Raw genomic sequence first — 21,936 nt, 5'->3', positions numbered from 1 at the left:
CGCGCTAGGGGCTCTCGGCCAGCTCCACCGGCGCGAGGGCGTCGAAGCGGAAGCTGCCGCGCCCGGTCTTCTGCAGCCGCAGCGCCGGGCACTGCTCGCCCAGGCGGCGGTGCAGCAGCAGCAGGCGCGCCTCCAGGTTGTCGCTCACGTCCGGCAGGCCCAGCGTGGTGTCCAGGCGCAACTCGCGGTTGGTGAACTCGCTGCGGCCGCCGAGGTGGTCGTTCAGCAGCTTCCACAGGATGGCGCCGGCCACGCCTTTGATGAGGTAGGCGTTGTTGACGAAGATGCTGTCGTCGCGCCGGTAACGGCGCACGCGCAGCAAGGGGGCCGCGCTGGCGGCCACCGCCGCGCTGGCGGCCGCCGCGCCGTCGTCGCCGCAAGGCTCCTCGGACTCATGCATCAGGTCGATGCCAGCCGCCAATTGGCCCGCGAGCGCGACCAGCAGGTCCTCGTCTTCGTGGTTCAGGTGCATCTCGTGCTCGCTTTCCACGAACAGCACCCCCAGGACCCGGCCGGCGGACAGCAGCGGCACGGCGAGCTGGCTGCCCGGCCGGGCCAGGCCGGGGTAAGGAATCTCGGCGCCCGCTTCGCGCCGGCCCAGGCTGTCGGCCAGGGCCTGGTTGTAGCGCGCGGCGCTCGTCATGTGATTGATGCGCACCGGCGTGCCTTCGCGCGCGGCCACGCCAATGACCCCGTGGCCCACCGCGATTTCCGAGCCCACGCCCGAGGTCGGGTACCCCCGGCTGCCCACGGTGTAGAGCCGCCCCGAGGCGGTGTCGGCGATCAGCACCATGGCCTGCGACAGGCCCAGCTCCTGCTGCAGTCCATCGAGGGCGGCATCCAGCAGCGCATCGAGCGTGCGCGCACGGGACAAACGCCCGCTGAGGCGGCGCAGCACCGCCAGGGGCTCGGGCCGCCTCAGCGGCGCGGGCAAGGGCGGGGCCTTGCCCACCGGCACGCGCTCGATGGCCAGCACCTGGTGGATGTCGGCGCCGCGCAGGCGAAACACGTCTTCCAGGCGCTCGTGCGAGGCGATGCCCGCCAACTGCGCTTTCATGCGCTCGAACACCGGCCCCTCGTCTTCCGTGCGCAGGTACTTCAGGTGCAGGCGGTAGAAGTGGAAGTTCAGCGGGTTGGTCACCAGCACCGTGGAGCGCGGATGCGCCAGCAGGTTCTGCCGGGTGCGATTGAAGAACTGGAAGGACAGCGCCACGTGGTGCTCGTCCACATGGTGCACCTGGGACAGGTAAGCCACGTTGGGCGTGCCATCGGCCGCCACGGTGGCCATCACGGCGGGGATCGCGCCTTCCAGACAGGGCCTGAGTTCGGCCATGGTGGCGAGCTGCTCGGGACCGATGGCGGCTGTGGCGTTCATGGACGACTCAAGCGGCCATCAGCGGGCTGCCCGCCCGGGAGCCGGGTGTCTGGTCATAGGCTTCGTCGGGCTCGAATTCGACGGCCACCAGATCGTCTGGCGCATGCGCCAGCAAGGCCTGCACATAGAGCGGCGCGAAGCCGAGCACCGAGAGCTCCTGCTCCAGCGACTGCCGGTAGCGCTCGAGGTAAGGCTGGTCGTCGGCCTGCGGCTCGCGCAAGCGGACGCGCCGGCTCTTGAACTGCACCGTCAGGTGGGTGCTGGGCTGGCTGAACACCGCCGCGAGCCGCCCGCTGGCCGCGATATTGGCCAACAGCTGGCGCGACTGGGCACGCCCCAGATAGGCGGTGATGCGGCGCCCGCCGTCGTCGATGCGACTGCCAACGGCCCGCATCACGCTGGGCGTCAGATCGAGGTCGCAGCTGCTGAGCATGAGCGACACCCCCTTGACCAGCATGGCCAGGAACTCGGGCTTGAGTGGGGGCAGGGATGGGTTCATGGGGCCAGCGGCGCGGAACGCGCGGATCATAGCCAGCGACCTTTCATCGACCAAGCCGGGCCACCGCCCGCGGGCGGTGTTCCGAGTTTCGCACGAACGTGCTAAATTTCACCGCCATGGACGCCCGGACACAAAAAAGCGAACTGACGCGCGCCGCCATCGTTGGCGCCGCGCTCGACCTTGCCTCTGCCGAGGGCCTGGAGGCCATCACCCTGCAGGCGGTGGCCGACCGCATCGGCCTGTCCAAGAGCGGCGTGTTCTCGCGCGTGGGTTCGCGCGAGGCGCTGCAGAAAGCCGTCATCGAGGAGTTCGGCCGCCGTTTCCTGGCCGACGTCTTCGTGCCGGCCATGCAGTCGCCCAAGGGACTGCCGCGCCTGGGCGAGATCGTGCGGCGCTGGCTGATCCGCCTGCGCGACGTGGAGGCGCACACGGGCTGCCTCTACACCTCCGGCGCCTTCGAACTCGACGACCGCGAGGGCGAGCTGCGCGAGCTGTTGCTGGGCGAGGTGACGCGCTGGCGCGCCGCGCTGCGCCGCACCGTGCTGCAGGCCATCGAGGCCGGCCACCTGAAGGCCGACACCGACCCGGAGCAGTTGGTGGGCGAAATCTGCAGCCTGGCGATCGGGCTGGTCCACGACGTGCGCTTCCTGCGCGATCCCCGCGCCGCCGAGCGCGCCCAGGCCACCTGGGCGCGGCTGCTCAAGACCTACGAAAGCTGAGAAGCGGTGCTGGGCCGCTTCTTTTGTTCGACCATATTTCGCACGATCGTGCGATTTTAGGAGATCCGTGATGAACAGCACCTCGTTGCAAACCGCCTCGGCCTACTACCAGGCCAACCCCGGCACACGCTGGCTGCGCTGGGCGCTCACCCTGTCCGAGCGCGTGTGGCCGGCGCTCGCCGTGCGCGGCGCCTACCGCGTGTTCGGCACGCCCCTGCCGTCCAAGTGGCTGCACCGACGCCAGCCGGACCTGGCCCGCTGGCGGATCACGCGCCTGCCTTTCGAGGACGCCAGCCTCACCCTCTACCAACCGCCACCCGGCCCGCACGGCCCCGTGGTGGTCCTGCTGCACGGCTGGGGCGGCTACGCCGCGCAGATGCTGCCGCTGGCGCAGGCCTTGAGCGCTCAGGGCCTGCGCCCCCTGCTGGTGGACCTGCCGGCGCACGGGCGCAGCGAGGGCAGCACCAGCAACCTGCCGCAGTTCGCGCGCGCCATCGACTACCTCGTCGCGCGACAGCAGCAGCAGGGCCATGAGGTGCGCGCGGTGGTGGCGCATTCGCTGGCGGCCAACGCGCTGGCCTACGCGGCGGCGCGCGGCCTGGCCGTGCCGCGCCTGGCGCTGCTGGCGCCGCCGGCCTCGCCGCACGCCTACACGCGGCTGTTCGCTGCCGTGTTCGGCCTGAGCGAGGACACCCGCGCGCGCCTGCAGCAGCGCGTGGAAGCGCGCGAGGGCATCCTGATGCGCCAGTTCGAGCCCGCCGCCGTGGGACCGCGCGTGGCCCAGCCCACACTGATCGTCCACGACCGCGAGGACCGCATCAACCGCTTCGCCGACGCCGAGGCCTTCCGCGACGCGATCCCCGGCGCCCAACTGATGGAGACCCGCGGCCTGGGCCACACGCGCCTGCTGCGCGACGAGGCCGTGGTGCGGGCGGTGGTGGCGCACCTGCGGGACTGAGCGCGCGCCGGCGCGCCCCCTTCACTTCGCCGCTTCGCTCGGCGCGCGGCTCAGCGCGTTGTTCTCATCCACCACGATGCGCATGAGGCGCATGAACTCGGCGCGCTGGCGCTCGGTCAGCGGCGCCAGGATCTGCTGCTGCGCCTGCAGCATGGCCGGCACCGCCTCGGCCAGCAGCTTCTCGCCCGCGGCCGTGAGCCAGAGCTGGCGCGCGCGCCGGTCGGTGGGCGCGGTGCGCCGCTCCAGCGCGCCACGCTGCTCCAGCCGGTCGACCACCCCCCCGGTGGTGGACGCGTCCAGCGCGATGGTGCGCGCCAGGGTGCGCTGATCGATGCCCGGCTGATTGGCCACGGTTTGCAGCGCCGCGTACTGCACCGGCGTGACGCCCAGCTCGGACAGTTCCTGCAGGAAGATGCCCACCGAAATCTGGTGCAGCCGCCGGATGTAGTGGCCCGGCTGGTCGTCGATGCTGACGTTGGACGGCTCGGAACGTTTCATGAAGGGCGGCGGGACAGGACGACGGGAGGAAGTGGACAGCATGCTATCAGGGCACTTATGATGAGTGTACTGATCATCAGTATGCAAATCTTGTGAAGGAGACAGGCATGGCGACACAAGACAAGGACCTCCCCGTCCTCGTGGCCGGTGGCGGCATCGGCGGCCTGGCCGCGGCGCTGGCGCTGGTGCGCCAGGGTTTTCGCGTCCAGGTGTTCGAGCAGGCGCCGCAGATCGGCGAGATCGGCGCCGGCATGCAGCTCGGCCCCAACGCCTTCTGGGCCTTCGACGCCCTGGGCGTGGGCGAGGCGGCGCGCTCGCGCGCGGTCTACATCGACGAGATGGTGATGACCGACGCCATCGACGAGTACACCATCGGACGGGTGCCCACCGGCGAGGCCTTCCGCCAGCGCTTCGGCAACCCCTACGCCGTGATCCACCGCGCCGACGCGCACGGCTCGCTGCTGGAGGGTGTGCAGGCCAGCGACCGCGTGAGCTTCCACACCGCCACGCGCATCGAGCGCATCGAGCAGGACGCCGACGGCGTGACGGCCCACGACCAGCACGGCCAGGCGCACCGCGGCCTGGCGCTGATCGGCGCCGACGGCGTGAAGTCCGTGGTGCGCGAACAGTTCGTGGGCGACCCGGCGCGCGTCACCGGCCACGTGGTCTACCGCGCCGTGGTCGACAAGGCTGACTTCCCCGAGGACCTGCGCTGGAACGCCGCCAGCCTGTGGGCCGGCCCCAATTGCCACCTGGTGCACTACCCGCTGCGCGGCGGCGAGCAGTACAACGTGGTCGTCACCTTCCACAGCCGCGAGACGGAAGAGTGGGGCGTGAAGGACGGCAGCAAGGAAGAGGTGCTGAGCTACTTCCAGGGCATCTGCCCGAAGGCGCGAAAGCTCATTGAACTGCCCAAGAGCTGGAAGCGATGGGCCACGGCCGACCGCGACCCGATCGGGCGCTGGAGCTTTGGTCGCGTGACGCTGCTGGGCGATGCGGCCCACCCCACCACGCAGTACATGGCGCAGGGCGCCTGCATGGCGATCGAGGACGCCGTGACCCTGGGCGAGGCCCTGCGCGTGCACCAGGGCGACTTCGAGAAGGCCCTGGACCTGTACCAGCGCTCGCGCATCGCGCGCACCGCGCGCATCGTGCTCAGCTCGCGCGAGATGGGCCGCATCTACCACGCCAAGGGCGTGGAGCGCCTGGTGCGCAACGACCTGTGGCGCGGCCGCTCGCCCGAACGCTTCTACGATGCCGTGGAATGGCTCTACGGCTGGCGGGTGGACCACTGCCTGGCCGCGCACTGAACCCAACGGAGACCTCGATGAACGACCTCGGACGCCTCGAAGACCTGCCCGCTGACTACGTGGCCGCCCTGCGGGAGCGCAACCTGGTGCCGCTGTGGCCCAGCCTGCGCGGCGTGCTGCCGCCGCAGATTCCCACGCGCCAGACGAAGCCCACGCACTGGGCCTACGCCGACATCAAGCCCCTGCTGCTGAAGGCCGGCGAGCTCACGCCGATCGAGAAGGCCGAGCGCCGCGTGCTGGTGCTGGCCAACCCCGGCCACACGCTGGAGAAGATGCAGGCCAGCGCCGCGCTCTACCTGGGCATGCAGCTGCTGCTGCCCGGCGAGTGGGCGCCCAGCCACCGCCACACGCCCAACGCGGTGCGCATGGTGGTGGAAGGCGAGGGCGCCTGGACCACGGTGGACGGCGAGAAGTGCCCCATGAGCCGCGGCGACCTGATCCTCACGCCCACCGGCCGCTGGCACGAGCACGGCCACGACGGCGACCAGCCCGTGGTCTGGCTCGACGTGCTGGACCTGCCGCTCATGTACTACCTGGAGGTGAGCTACCACCTCAACGGCGGCCGGCAGGCGGTGAAACCCGGCCGCGGCGACCGCGCCTATTCGCGCGCCGGCGTGGTGCCCACGCCCGTGTTCGGCCGCGCCGGCCAGCGCTACCCCATGCTGCGCTACCCCTGGGCCGACGCCAAGGCCGCGCTGCTGTCCATCGCCGAGGACCGGGCCGACCTGCAGCACGTTCAGGTCACCTACACCAACCCCGAGACCGGCGAGGACGCCGAAAACGTGCTCGGCTTCCACGCGCTGATGCTGCGCCCCGGCCAGACGCTCGCGCTGCCCGCGCGCTCGCCGGCCTGCGTGTACCACGCCATCGAAGGGCGCGCACGCGTGAGCGTGCAGGGGCACGACTTCGACCTGAAGGAGGCCGACACCTGCTGCATCCCGGGCTACACGCCCACCACGCTGGTCAATGCCTCGGCCAGCGAGCCCGCCTTCCTCTTCGTCGCCGACGAGTCGCCGCTGCACCGCAAGCTCGGCGTCTACGAGGTGCGCCCCGACAACCAACCGCAGATGCCCTGACCCCCGGATCCACCATGCCCCAGTACCTCTTCAATCCGCCCGCCGTCGCCGCCCTGCCCATCCAGGGCAAGAGCGAGCTGTTCCCTGTCAACCGACTGTTCTTCGTCGGCCGCAACTACCACGCGCACGCGGTGGAAATGGGCAAGCCCGTGGACAAGTCGGTCGAGCGGCCCTTCTATTTCACCAAGTCGCTCTCCACGCTCACGCCCTCGGGCAGCACCGTGCCCTACCCGAGCGAGACCAACAACTACCACTTCGAGATGGAGCTGGTGGTGGCCATCGGCCGCGCGGGTTTTCGCGTGGCCGCGGCCGACGCACACGATCTGATCTACGGCTACGCCGCCGGCCTGGACATGACGCGGCGCGACCTGCAGCTGGTGGCGCGCGACAAGGGCCGCCCCTGGGACCTGGGCAAGGACATCGAGCAGGGCTCGGTGTGCAGCGAGATCGTGCCCCTGCCGTTCACCGTGATCGAGCGCGGCGCCGTCGAGCTCACGGTGAACGGCGCGACGAAGCAGAAGTCCGACGTGGACAAGCTGATCTGGAACGTGCGCGAGATCATCGAAGACCTCTCGCGCTTCTACCACCTGCAGGCCGGCGATCTGATCTACACGGGCACGCCCGAGGGCGTGGGCGCGGTGGTGCCGGGCGACCGGCTCGAGGGCCGGGTCGAGGGCGTGGGCGGCGTGTCGCTCACGATCGGCGCGCCGGCCTGAGCCCCACGGCGCGCGGGGCGCTGGCTATCATGCCGGCGCATGCCCTCTTCCGACGAAACCCCGCGCGCGCTGCGCTGGCTGCTCTGGCTGGCCGGCACGGTGTCGCTGGGCCTGGGCATCCTGGGCGTGGCGCTGCCAGGCCTGCCCACCACCCCGTTCGTCCTGCTCGCGGCGGCCTGCTACGCCAAGGCCTCGCCGCGCCTGCACGGCTGGCTGCGCGGGCACCGCTTCTTCGGCCCCATGGTGCGCGACTGGGAAGAGCACCGCAGCCTGAGCCGGCGCACCAAGCGCTTCGCGCAGGTCACCATGCTGCTGATGGTGTCGCTGTCGGCCTGGGGCCTGCGCGAGCGGCCCGTGCTGCTGGGCGTGGTGCTGGTGGCCGCCGCGATCGGCGTGTGGGTGGTCGCGCGCATTCCCACGCGCAAAACATGATGCCCCCACGCTCCGCCGCTGCGCGGGTCGTGAGGCCTTGCAGGCCGCGGCGCTGCCAGAGTCAGCGCCTCTTCGCCCGTCCGGGCCTGCGCAGGCAGGCTCGGAGCCGTCGGGCTCAGCCCCGAGGGGGCTGATCCGCCTGGGGGCGGCCCGGCGGCGGATCGTCTGTGCCTTAGGCCTGCGCGCGGCGTTCGAGCACCTCGAACGCCGGCAGGGTTTTGCCTTCCAGCACCTCCAGGAAGGCGCCGCCGCCGGTGGAGATGTAGCCCACGTCCTTCTCGATGCCGTACTTGGCGATGGCCGCGAGCGTGTCGCCGCCGCCCGCGATGGAGAAGCCCGCGCTGTCGGCGATGGCACGGGCAATGGTCTTGGTGCCGCCTTCGAAGGCCGCGAATTCGAACACGCCCACCGGGCCGTTCCACACGATGGTGCCGGCCTGCTTGAGCTGGGCCGCCAGTTTCGCGGCGGTCTCGGGACCGATGTCCAGGATCAGGTCGTCGTCGGCCACGTCGGAGGCCTTTTTCACCGTCGCCTCGGCGTCGGCGGCGAAGCGCTTGGCCACCACCACGTCCGTGGGGATGGGCACCTCGGCGCCGCGCGCCTTCATGGCCTCGATGACGGCCTTGGCATCGCCCACCAGGTCGGGCTCGGCCAGGCTCTTGCCGATCTTCAGGCCCGCGGCCAGCATGAAGGTGTTGGCGATGCCGCCACCGACGATGAGCTGGTCGACCTTGCTCGCCAGGCTCTGCAGGATGGTGAGCTTGGTGCTGACCTTGCTGCCCGCCACGATGGCCACCAGCGGGCGCTTCGGCTGCGCCAGGGCCTTGGCGATGGCGTCCATCTCGGCCGCCAGCAGCGGGCCCGCGCAGGCCACGGGCGCGGTCTCGGCGATGCCGTAGGTGGTGCCCTCGGCGCGGTGCGCGGTGCCGAAGGCGTCGTGCACGAAGATGTCGCACAGGGCGCCCAGCTTCTTGGCCAGTTCGGGGCTGTTCTTCTTCTCGCCCACGTTCAGTCGGCAGTTCTCCAGCAGCACCACCTCGCCGGGCGAGACGGCGAAGTCGCCATTCACCCAGTCGGTGATCAGGCGCACCGGTTGGCCCAGCAGCTCGGCCAGGCGCGTGGCCACGGGCTGCAGCGAGTCCTCGGGCTTGAACTGGCCCTCGGTCGGGCGGCCTAGGTGCGAGGTGACCATCACCGCCGCGCCGGCGTCCAGCGCCAGGCGGATGGCGGGCACGCTGGCGCGGATGCGCGTGTCTTCGGTGATGCGGCCCCGTTCGTCCTGGGGGACGTTGAGGTCGGCGCGGATGAAGACGCGCTGGCCCTTGGCGCGGCCCTGCGCGCAAAGGTCAGCGAAGCGGATGAAGGCGGTCATGACGGCAATCCCGGGTTCTGTGGACAAACCCCGGGATTGTAGGAAAGCGCGCGCGCCCGCCGGCGCTCAGCCCCCGCTCGAGCAGGGCGCCAGCGCGTCCAGCGCGGGCTCGCGCGCGCCGGTGCGCACGTCCATCAGGCCCAGCACCGTGTGGAAAACGTTGTCGTGCGACAGCGGCTCGGCCGAGCGCGCTCGCAGGCAGTCCAGGGACAGGCCCGCGCGCTGGCGCAGGCCGGACGAGAACCAGGCCACCATGGGCACATGGGTCTGCTGATCGGGCGCCAACGCGTAGGGAACGCCGTGCAGGTACAGGCCGTTCTCGCCGAGCGACTCGCCGTGGTCGGAGACGTAGACCAGGCCGGTGTCGTTGCGGCCCTGCGCGGCGCGCGCGCTCAGCCACTGAAGGGCTTGGTCGAGGAAGCGGTCGGTGTAGGCGATGGAGTTGTCGTAGGCATTGACCAGTTCCTGCTGCGAGCATTCGGGCAGCGCGTTGCTGCGGCACTCGGGCAGGAAAGGCTTGGCGCCGTCGGGCGAGCGGGCGGCGTAGGCGGGTCCGTGGCTGCCCATCTGGTGCATCACCAGCACCACGCCCCGGGCGCGACGCGCCGGGTCCAGTGCCTCCAGGCGCGCGTCCAGGCCGTCAAGCATGGCCGCGTCCAGGCATTCGCCGCCCGGGCACAGGGCGGGCACCGGCTGGTCGTTGGTGTAGACGTGGGGCACGCGGTTGCACACGCCCTTGCAGCCCGCCTGGTTGTCGATCCAGAGCACGGCCAGGCCGGCGCGCTGCAGCACGTCGAGCAGGTTCTCACGGTCGGCCGGCTGGTTGCCGCCCTGGGTGCGCGACAGCGGCGAGAACAGGCAGGGCACCGAGACCAGGGTATTGGTGCCGCAGGAGCGCACCTGGCTGAAGTTGACCAGGTCGCCGCCCGCGCGCCAGCGCGCCAGCGCGGGCGTGGTGTCGCGCGCGTAGCCATTGAGACCGAAGTTCTGCGCGCGCGCCGTCTCGCCGATCACCAGCAGCAGCAGGGGTGGCCGCGCCTGGTGGTCGTAGCTGGCGCCCAGGCGGGCGTCCTCGCCCACCGGCAGCAGGGGCTTCGCCTGGCGCGGCAGGCGCTCCGCCGCCACCCACGTGGCGGCATAGACGCTGTTCAGCGGGTTGGCCATGTAGCGCAGGTCTTTGTGGTTGCGCATGAGCGAGGCCAGGCCCTGGTAGCTCATCAGCGCGGTGACCACCAGCAGCGCGAAGGCGGCCAGCAGGCCCGCGGCGTTGTGCCCGACGCGGCGCCAGCCCCCGTGCAGAAAGCGTGGCTGGCGCCACAGCGCCCACAGCGGCAGGCCCGCCACCAGCAGCAGCGCCCCCAGCAGCGACCACGACATCAGGTCGCGCACCTCTCGCACGTCGGTGTGCAGCGTGTTGGCCAGCATGGTCGGGTCCATCACCACGCCGTAGCGCCACATGAAATAGGAGTTGGCGCCGGCCACGACCAGCAGCACGCTCGCCACCGGCCGGAACACCCGCGGCCAGGCGAACAGCCACAGCAGCGCGGCGATGGCGCAGGTCAGCAGCGCCCCGAGGCCCGCGATGAGCACCACGCGGTACCCCAGCGAGCCCCCCAGACCGTCGATGCGCTGCCACAACGGCAGGTTGCCCACCAGGGCCAGCCACAGCGCCAGGCCCCACACCATGGCCGCGGCGCGCGGCACCCGCACGCGCGCTGCGGCGGTTGAGAAACGAAGGGCGCGCGCGAAAGGGAAGGAAAACGGGGTGGGCATGAACAGCTCTCGGGAAGCCGCTCGTCGCGGCCCCCGAGAGCGTGTGCGCCCCGGATTAGCTGAACCTTAGGCGCGCGGCCAGCGCAGGGCGAAACGCGTGGTCATGGGGGCCTGGGCCCCGTCGGTGTCGAGGCGGGCGCCCAGCTGCTCGGCGATGCGCTGGACCAGGCGCAAACCCAGCCCCAGGCCACCCGATTCGGCCGGCCGCACCCGGGCGGCGGTCGGGCGGCGGCCGTCGTCGCTGACCGAGACCCCGACCGAGTCGGCGTCGCGCCACACCTCCACCAGCACCTGGGTGCCCGGGGGCGTGTGGCGCAGCGCGTTTTCGATCAGGTTGCGCAGGGCCAGCTCCAGCAGCATGGGCTGGACGATCACCACCACGGGTTCGTCGGGCTGCTGCAGCGAGATTTCCTGCCAGCTCTCCAGCGCCGCCGGCGCATGCGAAGCGACGAGCCGGGCCGCCAGCTCGCCCAGGGCCACCGGCACGCCATCCTCGGCGCCCTGGTTGCGCTGGGCGCGCGCCAGGTCCAGCAGCTGTTGCAGGATGCGCCCGGCGCGCAGCGACTCCTGCTCCAGCTGCTCCAGCCGCTGCGGCGAGGGGTCGTGCTGCGCCGCGCGTGCCTGCAGCGTCAGCGCGGCCAGCGGCGTGCGCAACTCATGCGCCACGTCGGAGGCGAACTCGCGTTCGCGCTGGGCGCGCGCCTGCAGGCTGTCCACCAGGGCGTTGATGGCGGTGACGGTGCTCGCGAATTCGCGGAAGCGGCGTTCCGTGCTCAGGCGCTCGCCAGCGAAGCCGTCGAGCGCGGCCACCTCGCGCGACAGGCTGTCGAGCGGGCGCAGGCCGCGGCGCACGCCCCAGCCCAGCAGCAGCAGCACCACGGGCAGCACCAGCAAGGCGGGCTCGGCCACGTGCATGGCGATGTCGGTGCCCAGCTCGAAGCGCTGGCGCCGGTCGATCAGCACCAGCACGCGGCGCTGCTCGGCGCCGTCGCCGGTCTGCACAGAGAACGCCCGCCAGGCGGTCGGCAGGTTCGGTGCGTTCAGCTCGACAGAGAAGAAGCCGACTGCGGGCAACGCGGCCAGGTCCAGCTTGTCCGCCAGCCCGTGCGTGTCGCTGACCAGGCGGCCGCCCTCCCAGGCCAGCACGGCCACATCCTGGAGGAACTCGTGCTCGAGGTCGGCGCCGGCCTGCGGCAGGGGGCGCGACTCGCCGATCGGCGACGCCACCAGCCACAGCCGGGCCACAGCCACCATCTGGCCGTCGGAGAACTTGCGCGCCTCGCGAAAGGCGGTGGTCCAGGCCTGCGCCACCACCGCCAGCCAGAGGATCAGCAGCATGCCCAGGGTCCAGCGCAGCAGGTAGTGCCGCAGCAGGCGCGGCGCTTTCATCGCGGCCCGTCCGCCGCCGCGTCGTCGCGCGGGATGAAGTAGCCCACGCCGCGCACCGTGCGGATCAGCGATTCGCCGAGCTTGCGGCGCAGGTGGTGGATGTGCACCTCGATGGCGTTGCTCTCCAGCTCCTCGCCGAAGCCATAGAGCGCCGACACCAGCCGCGTTTTGGACAGCACCTGCGGGCGCGCCTGCATGAGCGTGAGCAGCAGAGCGAACTCCTTGCCCCCCAGCGCCACCGGCTGGCCCGCGCGCAGCACCGTATGGGCGGCCGGGTCGATCACCAGTTCGCCGTGCTCGATGAGCGGGTTGCTGCGCCCGCCGGCGCGCCGCAGCATGGCGCGCAGGCGCGCGAGCAGTTCGTTGGCGTCAAAGGGTTTGACCAGGTAGTCGTCGGCGCCGCCGTCCAGGCCGACGACGCGGTCGCTCACGCCATCGCGCGCGGTCATGATGAGCACCGGCATGTCCTTGTGCGGCAGCGCCTGGCGGCCGGCCACCGGCGCCGGCTGCTGGCGCAGGCGCACCAGCAGGTCCATGCCTTCGCCATCGGGCAGCCCCAGGTCGAGCAGCAGCACGTCGAAGGGCTCGACCGACAGCGCGTGCCAGGCGGCGTCGCGCGTGGCGCACAGGTCCACCGCGTAACCCGCGCGGCGCAGGGCCAGCTCCAAGCCGCTGGCGATGCCGGGGTCGTCTTCCACCACGAGTGCGCGCATATCGGACCGTCCTGAGGTTCTGGGAATCGAGGCCATCGATTATGGGCAGCCACCTTAGCGGCAAATTAAGCAATTTAAGCTGGGGTTAACGGTGGCACCCAACAGTGCCGCGCCATGCCCGCCACACCCCCGCCAGCGCCCCCCCTCGACCGCGCCCCGCCCCGCCCCTTCTTGTGGCTGTGCGGCTTTCTCGCCTTCACCCTGCTGTGGGACCTGTCCGGCCTGGACATGGCCGTGATGCGCGCCGTGGGCAGCCCCCAGGGCTTCGCGCTGCGCCACGACTGGCTGCTGGAGCGGGTGCTGCACGACGGCCTGCACAAGACCATGGTCGCGGCCTTCGTGCTGCTGTGCGGCTGGGCTCTGTGGCCGCGCGCCCACCTGCCGCGGCGCGAGCGGATCGCCGTGCTGGCGCTGGCCGTGCTGTCGCTGCTCGCGGTCAACCTGGTCAAGTACAACAGCCTGACCAGTTGCCCCTGGGAGCTGGAGGCCTTCGGCCGCAACGCCCGATGGGTGTCGCACTGGGCCTGGGGCCAGGCCGACGGCGGCACCGGCCGCTGCTTCCCTGGCGGCCACGCGTCCAGCGGCTTCGCGTTTCTCGCCCTGTGCCTGCCCTGGCTGCTGCCGCCCGACGGGGTGCTGCGGCGGCGCGTGGTCGGCCTGCGCTGGCTGGCCGCCGCGCTGGGCGTGGGCCTGCTCTCGGGCGTGGTGCAGACGCTGCGCGGTGCGCACTTTCCCAGCCACACGATGTGGACACTGCTGATCTGCGCCAGCGTATCGCTCGCGGGCTGGCAGTTCGTGCGGTCCCACCCCGGCACGGCCGCGGCGCGCGCGCGCCGCAGCGAATAGCACCGCCGAGGCGCCGCGCGCGGCGCTACCAGCCCAGGCCGATGCGCAGCGGCAGGTACACCACCATGCCGGCCACGATGGTGCCCAGCACGCCGCCGCGCCAGAAGAACCAGGCCGCGCCCGCCAAGGCGGCGTAGAGGCGCGCGTCCTGCCAGGTGTTCACCAGCGCGCCGTGGCTCATCACCACCTCGGGCACGACCACGGCCGACAGCGCGGCGATGGGCGCGTACTGCAGGCCGCGCTGGGCCCAGCGCGGCAGCGTCCAGGGCTTGTCGGACAGGAAGAAGAAGCCGCGCGCGATGACGGTGACCGCGCCCAGGGCCAGGATGGTCAGCAGCGTCCAGGGATCGAGGTCAAACACGGCCGGCCCCTTCTCGCGCGGGCCGCAGGTGCTCGAGCAACAGGCACAGCGCCACCGCGCAGGCAATGGCCACCAGGATGTTGAGCTTGAGCGGCAGCGCCCAGGCCACCACCGCGGCCGCGCCCGCCACGCCCGCCGAGACCACGCGCAGGCGCGAGGTGGCGAGCGAGCACATCACGCCCAGCAGCGCCAGGATGCCCGCGAAGCCCAGGCCCCAGGCCAGGGGAATGGCGTTGGCCAGCGCCACGCCCAGCAGGCTGGTGCCCATCCAGGCGGCGTAGTTCACGGCGCAGTTGCCCATCAGGTAGGCCTGCTGCGCGGCGCGCTGCTCGGGATCGTCGCTGGGGTGCGGGTAGCGGCGCGCGAAGAAGACGTAGCTCAGGTCCCCCGTGACGTAGCCGCTGGCCAGGCGCTCCCAGCGCGGCAGGTGCACGAGGTAGGGCCGCAGGTGGGCCGAGAACACCACGAAGCGCAGGTTGACGCAGAAGGCCGCCACCAGGATCACCCACAGCGGCGCGCCCGCGGCCATCATGGGAATGGCCGCGAGCTGCGCGCTGCCGGCGTAGACGATCAGCGTCATCAGCACCGCCTCCAGCGGCGACAGGCCGGACTGCACCATGGCCACACCGGTCATGAGGCCCCAGGCGCCGATGCCCATGGCCACCGAGAACTGATCGCGGATGCCCTCGAAGTACTCGGGGCGTGCGCGGTGCTCGCGCTTGAGGAAGAGGATCATTCGCCGCCGCCCCCCAGCGACTCGCCGCGCGCGAGCGCGAAGCCGCGCAGGAAGTCGGCCGCGGGCAGGCGCTTGCCGCCCGCGCGCTGCAGCACCGTCAGGCGCAGCGCGCCCTCGCCACAGGCCACGGTGATGCCCTCGGGCCCGACGGCCAGCACCTCGCCCGCGCGGCCCGCGCCGGCCACGGGCTCGGCGGCCCAGACCTTGATGGCCTCGCCGGCGTGCGTGGTGTGCGCGCCGGGGAAGGGGTCGAAGGCGCGCACGCGGCGCGCGATCAGCGCCGCCGGCTGGGCCCAGTCGATGACGGCCTCGGCCTTCTCGATCTTGTGCGCGTAGGTCACGCCCTGCGCGGGCTGCGGCTCGGCGCGCAGGCCACCGCAGGCGGCGAGCTCCAGCGCCTCGACGATGAGCCGTCCGCCGAGCACGGCCAGGCGGTCGTGCAGGCTGTCGGTGGTGTCGTCGCCGCGGATGGGAAGGCGCTCGCGCAGCAGCATGCCGCCGGTGTCCAGGCCCTCGTCCATCTGCATGATGGTCACGCCGGACTCGGCGTCGCCGGCCTCGATGGCGCGGTGGATGGGCGCCGCGCCGCGCCAGCGCGGCAGCAGCGAGGCGTGGATGTTCAGGCAACCCAGGCGCGGCGCGTCCAGCACCCAGCGCGGCAGGATCAGCCCGTAGGCCGCCACCACCATGGCGTCGGCCCCGGCGGCCTCGATCGCGGCGCGCGCGGCCGCGGCGTCATCGGCGTACTTGCCGTCGAGCCGAAGGCCACGCGGCTGGGCGACGGCGATGCCGTGCTCCAGCGCGAGCGCCTTCACCGGCGAGGCCTGCAGCTTCATGCCCCGTCCGGCGGGTCGATCGGGCTGCGTCAGCACGAGGGGAACGTGAAAGCCCGCGCCCAGCAGGCGTTCGAGCGCGACACGCGCGAAGACCGGCGTGCCGGCGAAGATGAGTTTCATCAGGACAGGGACCGGCCGGCGGGCGCCGGCGCGGGATCAGGAACGGTCGGACGGCGGGGTGAACTCGTCCAGGAAGAGGAGCTTGCGCACCACGCCCGCGCGGTCGATGTGCACATGCGCAAGGCGTTCGTTGTTGTTCTCGAGGTAGCGGTAGGTCCAGATGTCGCCGTCGAAGCGCGCGACGCGCTCGACCAGCGCCGGCCGGCCGAGGTGGCGCAGCACGTCGTCGCGCGTCCAGCGGTCGATCGCGACGTGCTGCAGCATCCAGTTCGTGTCCAGCACCTGCACCACGCGGCGCAGGCGGCCGTCGGGACCGAAGTCGACGTTGTAGACCTGGCGGCCCAGCGGCTGGCGCGAGTACAGCAGGCGCGAGCCGTCGGCCAGGGCGTACTCGGCGCTCGGCGGACCCAGGCGCTCGATCACCTGCTCGCGCGACGCGCCGGACGGCAAACGCTCGGGCATGCCCGCACAACCCGCCAGCCACACCAGGGCCAGCAGGGCAATGCAACGCAGTACGGCAACAGGCTTCATGGCGGACTCACTCGCGCAGGGCTTCGCGCTGGGCTTTCACAAGCTTGGATTTGATCCTGTTGCGCTTGAGCGGCGACAGGTACTCGACAAAAACCTTGCCCACGAGATGGTCCATTTCATGCTGGATGCAGACCGCGAGCAGGCCTTCGGCCTCGATCGTACGCTGCGCGCCTTCGCCGTCGAGCGCGCGCACGCGCACGGCCGTGGAGCGCTCCACGCCGTCGTAGATGCCGGGCACCGACAGGCAGCCCTCTTCGCCCTTGCGCGTCTCGGGGCTGGCCCATTCGATCACCGGGTTGATGAGCACCAGCGGCTGGTCGCGCGATTCGCTCACGTCGATGACGATGAGCCGCTCGTGGATGTCGACCTGCGTCGCGGCCAGGCCGATGCCGTTGGCCTCGTACATGGTGGCGAGCATGCGGGGAATGAGCGCGCGGATGCGCTCGTCCACCGCCGCGACGGGCTGGGCGACGGTGTGCAGGCGCGGGTCGGGGTAGCGCAGGATGGGCAGGGTGTCGGGGGCGCTCATGACTGATCGGATCGGGGTCTCAAGAGGTCTCCGTTGGGGTCGGGAACGACAGCAGGCGGTGGCACGCTGACGAGCGGATACCGGTGTCGCTATTTTCGCCACTTTTGCGACGACGCGAAATTGCACGCCGCCATAAACATTGCGCAATCAAAGGCTTGCGCGCAGAATCAAACGCGTTTTGTCAAGACTCGCGCGCCCCAGGCGGTGGTTGAGACGCCGGCTCCCGCGGCGTCATCGCACCGGCCGACGGCAGCCGCCCAGGGGCCTCCGAACATGCGATCGAACACCCGCCTGATCTCCACCATCGCCAGCGCCGTCGGCCTGGCCTGCGCCGCACAGGCGGCCCTCGCGCAAAGCGGCCCCATTCCGGCCGAGCAGCGCTACCCCGTCACCCCCGGCCAGCGCGCCACCGCCAACCAGGTCGCCCAGGCCGGCGTGCCACTGTCCGAACTGGCGCCCAACGCCCCCGACAGCTACACCGTGAAGAGCGGCGACACGCTCTGGGCCATCTCCGGTGTCTTCCTGCGCAGCCAGTGGCGCTGGCCCGAGCTGTGGGGCATGAACCTCGACGACATCAAGAACCCGCACCGCATCTACCCGGGGCAGACGCTGTACCTCATCAAGGCCAACGGCCGCGCCACGCTCAGCACGCGCCCGGGCGGCAGCGGCGAGCCCGGCACCATCAAGGTCTCGCCGCGCACCCGCTATGAGTCGCTGGCCGACACGGCGATCCCGCCGATCTCGCTGCAGACCATCGAATCCTTCCTGACCGAGCCGCTGATCGTCGACGAGAACGCGATCAACCGCGCGCCACGCATCGTGGCCACGCAGGAAAACCGCGTGCTGCTCAGCCGTGGCGACCGCGCCTACGCGCGCGCCATCTCCAGCGAGCAGCCCAACGCCGCCCCCCTGGCCGTGGTCGACGGCCGCTCCATCGGCTACCGCGTGTTCCGCAACGCCACGCCGCTGCGCGACCCCATCACCAACGAAATCCTGGGCTACGAGGCGCAGTACGTGGGCAAGGCCAACGTGGTCTCCAACGAACGCCGCCGCGAAGGCGTGGACGCCAAGGGCGACAAGGTCGAGGAAATCGTGCCGGCCGGCATCGACATCGTCGCCGCAAAGGAGGAAATGCGCGTGGGCGACCGCCTGCTGCCCGAGCCTCCGCGCGAGTTCCTCAATTTCGTGCCGCGCGCGCCGCAGGGCCCGCAGTCCGGCCACGTGGTCTCCGTGTACGGCAATGCCGTGAACTACGCGGCCCAGAACATGGTGGTGACCATCAACCGCGGCAAGCAGAACGGCCTGGAACCCGGCCACGTGCTGGCCCTCCTGCGCGAGAGCAACCTCGTCAAGGACACCACCGATTCCTCGCGCCCCAACATCCGCCTGCCCGGCGAGCGCAACGGCCTCATGATGGTGTTCCGCACCTTCGACCGCGTGTCCTATGCCATCGTGCTCGAGATTGACGACGGCGTGCAGGTGGGCGACCGCTTCCTCAACCCCTGAACCCCATGCCGCGTGATGAGCTGGCCGCCTGGCTGCGGCTGCTCCTGACACCCGGCCTGGGCCGCACCACCGCCCGCCAGTTGCTGGCGGCCTTCGGTTTGCCCGAAACCATCTGGGCCCAGGCACCCGACACCTGGGGCCGCGTCGTGGAGCCGGCCCTGGCCCAGGCCATGGCGCAGCCCCCCGAAGGCTTCGAAGACACCGTTCTGGCCCACGAGCGCTGGCTGGCACAGGGCGGCGAGCGCCACGCGATCACCCTGGCCGACCCGCGCTACCCCGCCTCGCTGCTGGACACGGCCGACCCACCGCTGGTGCTGTTCGTGCACGGGCGCCTGGACGCGCTGTCACACGCGCAACGGCTGGCCATCGTCGGCAGCCGCAACCCCACGCCGCAGGGCGCGCAAAACGCGCAGGCCTTCGCGCAGTCGCTGGCGGCCGCCGGCCTGACCATCGTGTCGGGGCTGGCCCTGGGCATCGACGGCGCCGCGCACGAGGGCGCGCTGCGCGCGGGCGGCTTCACGCTGGCGGTGGTGGGCACCGGCCTCGACCGCGTGTACCCCAGCCGCCACCGCGACCTTGCCCACCGCATCGTCGCCCAGGGCGCCCTGATCAGCGAGTACCCCCTGGGCACGCCGCCGCTGGCACACCACTTCCCGCAGCGCAACCGCGTGATCGCGGGCCTGTCGATGGGCACGCTGGTGGTCGAAGCCGCGCTGCAGTCGGGCTCGCTGATCACCGCGCGGCTGGCGAGCGAGCAGGGGCGGGAGGTGTTCGCCATCCCCGGTTCCATCCATGCGCCACAGTCGCGCGGCTGCCATGCGCTGATCCGCCAGGGCGCCAAGCTGGTGGAGTCGGCGCAGGACGTGCTGGAAGAACTGCGGCTGGCGGATCCGGCCCCCCGCGCGGCCGAGGAAGCCTCGCCCCTGCCCGTCGGCGGAGCGGACGACGGCCTGCTCAGCGCCCTGGGCCACGACCCCGTGGGCCTGGACGACCTGCTCGCGCGCACCGGCCTGCCGACCAGCGCGCTGCAGGCGCGGCTGCTCGAACTGGAGTTGCAGGGTCTGGTGGCACGCCTGCCGGGCGGCCTGCTGCAGCGCGTCGCGCAAGGCTGAACCGGCGCCCCTTGGGCGCGGGCCTCAGGCCAGCAGGCGCTCGGGGTTGGCGTCGAGCTTGGCCAGCGCCTCGCGCGTGGCGCGCACGGTGAGCGTTTCGTCCTCGCTCGGCACCAGCAGGCCCGCCTGAAGGTAAGCCGCCACGCGCGAGGCGGGCATGAGGAAGCAGCGCCCCGCGTTGCTCACGAACAGGTAGAGCTGGCCATGCTGGCTGCGCCAGGCGAGCTGCACGCTGACCAGCTTGCCGTTGTGGTCCAGGCCGAACCAGGCGCCGATCTGCAGCTCCACCGCCCAGGCGCGCATGGCCTCGTTGGGCTGGCTGCCGCCCTGGTTGATGACCTCGATGTTGCTCGCGTCCACACCAGTGATGAGCTCGATGCTGTCGGCGTTGAGGTCGAAATCGCCCACGCCACCCTCGGGCAGGTAGTCCTCGAGGTTGGCCAGGCGCTTGGACAGGGCGTCGAGCAGGCTTTGCGCGATCGACTCGGTGCGCGACATGAAGGCGTCGGCCAGCGTGTCGCTCACCGACTTGATGTGCTGGTCCTGCAGGCCTTGCGGGAAACCGAGCAGGGCCATGCCCTGGCGCAGCCGCTGCAGGATGCCCGGCAGCTGCTGGATGACGCGCGCGCGGTCGTCGCGGCTGGGCTTGGCGCTGGCCGCCCACAGCAGGTCGGACGCGGCCTGCTTGAGCGCCTGCGTGTCCGGGTGCTTGACGCCGTGCTTGACGCTCGCCACGGCCAGCACGTCGACCCAGACCTTGAAGAGGAAGTCACGCACCTCGGCGCGCACCGGCACGTCATCGAGCAGCTTGCGCAGCTCGATGGTGTATTGCACCGACAGCGTTTCCTTCTGCTCGACCTGCTGGGCCACGCTGACGAAGCGGCTGGCGCTGCTTTGCTCGCTCAGATAGGTGGAAAGGAACTTCTGGAACTCGTCGTAGACGAGCTGGAACACGCGGCGCCCGGTCTCCGGGTACTGTTCGATCACCTGCACCACGCGCTTGATCTCGGCCTCCAGCGCGACCGAGCCGACGTTGGATTCGAACCCCATCACGCAGGAGCCCATGCGGTCGATCAGCCGGCGCGCGGGATGCTGCAGGGCGCTGAAGAACTCGGGTTCGGCCAGGGCCACGCGCAGCACGGGGATCTGCAGGCGGGCGAACCACACGCGCACGCTCGGCGGGATGCGCTCTTCGGCCAGGATGGCCTGGAACATGAGCGCCACCACCTCGATGGTGGCCTTCTCGGTGGGCGTGGACGCGGCCTGCTTGAGCTCCTGGGTGCGTTCGCGCAGCGCCACCGCCGTGCGCTCGACCGTGCCCGCATCCACGTACACCGCACCGCCGCCGGTGGGCGCCACGCCGCCCAGCCCGGAACCGGTGCTGGGAAAGGACACCTGGCGCGCCATGACCTGCTGCAGCGCGGGCGAGGGCGGCAGGATCTCGGTTGCCTCGAATTCGGGGCCCACGCGGTCGATCAGCATGCGCCGCAGACGGCCCACCACGCCCTGGGCCCGCATGCGCGCGCGCGCCAGGGGCGAGGTGCCGGTGAGCATGCGCGTTTCGTCGTTCACACCCATGCCGGAGGAGCCGGGGTAGCCACTGTGCGGGGCGGATCGGCCCCCTGTGTGGACCTGGCCATGGCCGGACAGGCCGCTGGCACCGCCCGCCTGGCTGGCGGGCCCCGCGCCGGGGCCGCCCGGGCGGCCCGGCTCCTGCACCCGCCGGAACGGGGTGTGCAGCCCACCGCCCGTGGTGGGCCCGCCAGGCGCGCCCGGCCGGGTGGTGGGCGGCGCGGGCGCCGTGGTGCCGGACGGGCTGCGGCGCACCAGCGCCTGCAGGTCGATCTTTTCCATCACGCCGTTGGCCACGAGGTGGCCATTGGCGGCCTTGTACCCATCGAGCAGGATGGCGCCCAGCATGGGCGCGATGTGGTCCTGGACCAGACCCAGGCCCTCGCGCTCAAGCCCGGCGGATTTCCATTGCTCGACCAGCAGCCGCGCCAGCACGTCGGGCAGCAGGATGTCGCTCTTGGAGAGCTCGGTGCGCCGCTCCAGGTGCTGCACCCGCAGGCGCAGGTCATTGAGTTCGGACGAAGTCTTGTCGAGCACGCGCATGGCCATGCGCGAGGCCAGGATCTGATCGTCGATGGCGCCTTCGGTCACCAGTTCGAGCTGGCCCGAAAGGCTGGCGGGTTCGGTGAGGCCGGCGCGGGCGGCCAGGTGCTTGCGCAGCGCGTTGCGGCAGTCCTCGACCCAGATGGTCTGGCGCTTCTTGAAGGCCGCCCAGGTGTCGCGGCGGATCTGCACGTCGCTCGAGGTGCCCGGCTGGTCGAGCAGGACGGTGAGGCGCTGTTCGATGGCCTTGGCCAGGTCCGGCAGGGACCGCCCCACGTGCAGCACATGGCGCTCACGCGCCTGCTGGGCAAGGGCAAACCCCGTCGGTTGGGAAGGCGACACCATGTTTTTCAGTATGACACGAAGACCCTGCGTTCCATGCCCGCGAAACCCCTGGACGCCGCCGTTGGGCGG

At 71.4% G+C, this 21,936-nt stretch carries 22 protein-coding genes; 9 read left to right on the top strand and 13 right to left on the bottom strand.

Going from position 1 to position 21,936, the window contains the following annotated elements; translation table 11 throughout:
• Positions 1-4: 4 nt before the first annotated feature.
• Positions 5-1,375 (bottom strand): GAF domain-containing protein, encoded by a 1,371-nt coding sequence (locus tag BHU06_RS14090; protein ID WP_070399807.1) that lies wholly within the window; start codon positions 1,373-1,375, stop codon positions 5-7.
• 7 nt (positions 1,376-1,382) lie between these two features.
• Positions 1,383-1,874 carry a pyridoxamine 5'-phosphate oxidase family protein gene (locus tag BHU06_RS14085; RefSeq protein WP_254668177.1) on the bottom strand — a complete coding sequence of 164 codons (492 nt, stop codon included), beginning with the start codon at positions 1,872-1,874 and terminating at the stop codon, positions 1,383-1,385.
• A gap of 116 nt (positions 1,875-1,990) precedes the next feature.
• Here BHU06_RS14085 and BHU06_RS14080 point away from each other — a divergent pair, with 116 nt between their 5' ends.
• Positions 1,991-2,593, top strand: coding sequence for a TetR/AcrR family transcriptional regulator (locus BHU06_RS14080; RefSeq protein ID WP_070399805.1), 603 nt, complete (start codon positions 1,991-1,993; stop codon positions 2,591-2,593).
• A 70-nt stretch (positions 2,594-2,663) separates the two neighbouring features.
• Positions 2,664-3,551 carry an alpha/beta hydrolase gene (locus tag BHU06_RS14075; protein WP_070399804.1) on the top strand — a complete coding sequence of 296 codons (888 nt, stop codon included), beginning with the start codon at positions 2,664-2,666 and terminating at the stop codon, positions 3,549-3,551.
• 21 nt (positions 3,552-3,572) lie between these two features.
• On the opposite strand, the gene BHU06_RS14070 is transcribed toward BHU06_RS14075, so the two are convergent.
• Positions 3,573-4,049 (bottom strand): MarR family winged helix-turn-helix transcriptional regulator, encoded by a 477-nt coding sequence (locus BHU06_RS14070; RefSeq protein ID WP_070399803.1) that lies wholly within the window; start codon positions 4,047-4,049, stop codon positions 3,573-3,575.
• A gap of 107 nt (positions 4,050-4,156) precedes the next feature.
• On the opposite strand from BHU06_RS14070, the gene BHU06_RS14065 reads away from it, so the two are divergent.
• From BHU06_RS14065 to BHU06_RS14050, 4 genes are read left to right on the top strand one after another with little or no spacing between them, the layout of a single operon-like run.
• Entirely contained in the window at positions 4,157-5,359 is a 1,203-nt protein-coding gene (locus tag BHU06_RS14065; RefSeq protein WP_070399802.1) for a 3-hydroxybenzoate 6-monooxygenase, read from the top strand.
• Between the two features lie 17 nt (positions 5,360-5,376).
• Positions 5,377-6,435, top strand: coding sequence for a cupin domain-containing protein (locus tag BHU06_RS14060; protein WP_070399801.1), 1,059 nt, complete (start codon positions 5,377-5,379; stop codon positions 6,433-6,435).
• Between the two features lie 14 nt (positions 6,436-6,449).
• The gene (locus BHU06_RS14055; protein WP_070399800.1) at positions 6,450-7,151 is read left to right on the top strand and encodes a fumarylacetoacetate hydrolase family protein; all 702 of its coding nucleotides are present in this window, start codon (positions 6,450-6,452) and stop codon (positions 7,149-7,151) included.
• A 39-nt stretch (positions 7,152-7,190) separates the two neighbouring features.
• Complete coding sequence (locus tag BHU06_RS14050) at positions 7,191-7,583, top strand: YbaN family protein (protein WP_070399799.1); 393 nt, start codon at positions 7,191-7,193, stop codon at positions 7,581-7,583.
• A 172-nt stretch (positions 7,584-7,755) separates the two neighbouring features.
• On the opposite strand, the gene BHU06_RS14045 is transcribed toward BHU06_RS14050, so the two are convergent.
• From BHU06_RS14045 to BHU06_RS14030, 4 genes are all read right to left on the bottom strand, one after another.
• Entirely contained in the window at positions 7,756-8,955 is a 1,200-nt protein-coding gene (locus BHU06_RS14045) for a phosphoglycerate kinase (protein WP_070399798.1), read from the bottom strand.
• A 66-nt stretch (positions 8,956-9,021) separates the two neighbouring features.
• Complete coding sequence (locus BHU06_RS22555; protein WP_254668176.1) at positions 9,022-10,728, bottom strand: phosphoethanolamine transferase; 1,707 nt, start codon at positions 10,726-10,728, stop codon at positions 9,022-9,024.
• 66 nt (positions 10,729-10,794) lie between these two features.
• On the bottom strand, positions 10,795-12,117 hold the full coding sequence (locus tag BHU06_RS22835) for a HAMP domain-containing sensor histidine kinase (RefSeq protein WP_070399797.1): 1,323 nt from the start codon (positions 12,115-12,117) through the stop codon (positions 10,795-10,797).
• Entirely contained in the window at positions 12,114-12,830 is a 717-nt protein-coding gene (locus BHU06_RS14030; protein ID WP_175442858.1) for a response regulator transcription factor, read from the bottom strand. Before BHU06_RS14030 ends, BHU06_RS22835 begins: the two co-directional genes overlap by 4 nt.
• A gap of 114 nt (positions 12,831-12,944) precedes the next feature.
• On the opposite strand from BHU06_RS14030, the gene BHU06_RS14025 reads away from it, so the two are divergent.
• On the top strand, positions 12,945-13,676 hold the full coding sequence (locus BHU06_RS14025) for a phosphatase PAP2 family protein (RefSeq protein WP_083293237.1): 732 nt from the start codon (positions 12,945-12,947) through the stop codon (positions 13,674-13,676).
• Between the two features lie 25 nt (positions 13,677-13,701).
• Here BHU06_RS14025 and BHU06_RS14020 read toward each other — a convergent pair whose 3' ends face one another.
• The 5 genes from BHU06_RS14020 to def are packed head-to-tail and all read right to left on the bottom strand — an operon-like array spanning position 13,702 to position 16,789.
• Positions 13,702-14,037: an AzlD domain-containing protein gene (locus BHU06_RS14020; protein WP_070399794.1), complete on the bottom strand. Its 336-nt coding sequence runs from the start codon at positions 14,035-14,037 to the stop codon at positions 13,702-13,704.
• Positions 14,030-14,773, bottom strand: coding sequence for an AzlC family ABC transporter permease (locus tag BHU06_RS14015; RefSeq protein ID WP_070399793.1), 744 nt, complete (start codon positions 14,771-14,773; stop codon positions 14,030-14,032). Before BHU06_RS14015 ends, BHU06_RS14020 begins: the two co-directional genes overlap by 8 nt.
• The gene (gene fmt / locus BHU06_RS14010; protein WP_070399792.1) at positions 14,770-15,729 is read right to left on the bottom strand and encodes a methionyl-tRNA formyltransferase; all 960 of its coding nucleotides are present in this window, start codon (positions 15,727-15,729) and stop codon (positions 14,770-14,772) included. The genes BHU06_RS14015 and fmt overlap by 4 nt, the downstream gene beginning before the upstream one ends.
• Positions 15,730-15,765: 36 nt before the next feature.
• On the bottom strand, positions 15,766-16,260 hold the full coding sequence (locus tag BHU06_RS14005; protein WP_070399791.1) for a hypothetical protein: 495 nt from the start codon (positions 16,258-16,260) through the stop codon (positions 15,766-15,768).
• Between the two features lie 7 nt (positions 16,261-16,267).
• Positions 16,268-16,789 (bottom strand): peptide deformylase, encoded by a 522-nt coding sequence (def, locus tag BHU06_RS14000; protein ID WP_070399790.1) that lies wholly within the window; start codon positions 16,787-16,789, stop codon positions 16,268-16,270.
• A 273-nt stretch (positions 16,790-17,062) separates the two neighbouring features.
• Between def and BHU06_RS13995 the strand changes: the two genes are divergently transcribed.
• Positions 17,063-18,295: a LysM peptidoglycan-binding domain-containing protein gene (locus BHU06_RS13995; protein WP_070399789.1), complete on the top strand. Its 1,233-nt coding sequence runs from the start codon at positions 17,063-17,065 to the stop codon at positions 18,293-18,295.
• Between the two features lie 5 nt (positions 18,296-18,300).
• The gene (gene dprA / locus BHU06_RS13990; protein WP_070399788.1) at positions 18,301-19,407 is read left to right on the top strand and encodes a DNA-processing protein DprA; all 1,107 of its coding nucleotides are present in this window, start codon (positions 18,301-18,303) and stop codon (positions 19,405-19,407) included.
• A gap of 24 nt (positions 19,408-19,431) precedes the next feature.
• Here the strand turns inward: dprA and BHU06_RS13985 are convergent, their stop codons facing one another.
• Positions 19,432-21,867 (bottom strand): DUF1631 family protein, encoded by a 2,436-nt coding sequence (locus BHU06_RS13985; RefSeq protein WP_070399787.1) that lies wholly within the window; start codon positions 21,865-21,867, stop codon positions 19,432-19,434.
• Between the last annotated feature and the right edge of the window lie 69 nt (positions 21,868-21,936).

Source organism: Hydrogenophaga sp. PML113, assembly GCF_001777155.1.
GTDB lineage: Bacteria > Pseudomonadota > Gammaproteobacteria > Burkholderiales > Burkholderiaceae_C > Hydrogenophaga > Hydrogenophaga borbori.
The sequence above is the reverse complement of the archived record's forward strand: the minus strand, read 5'-3'. Positions and strand labels throughout refer to the sequence as shown.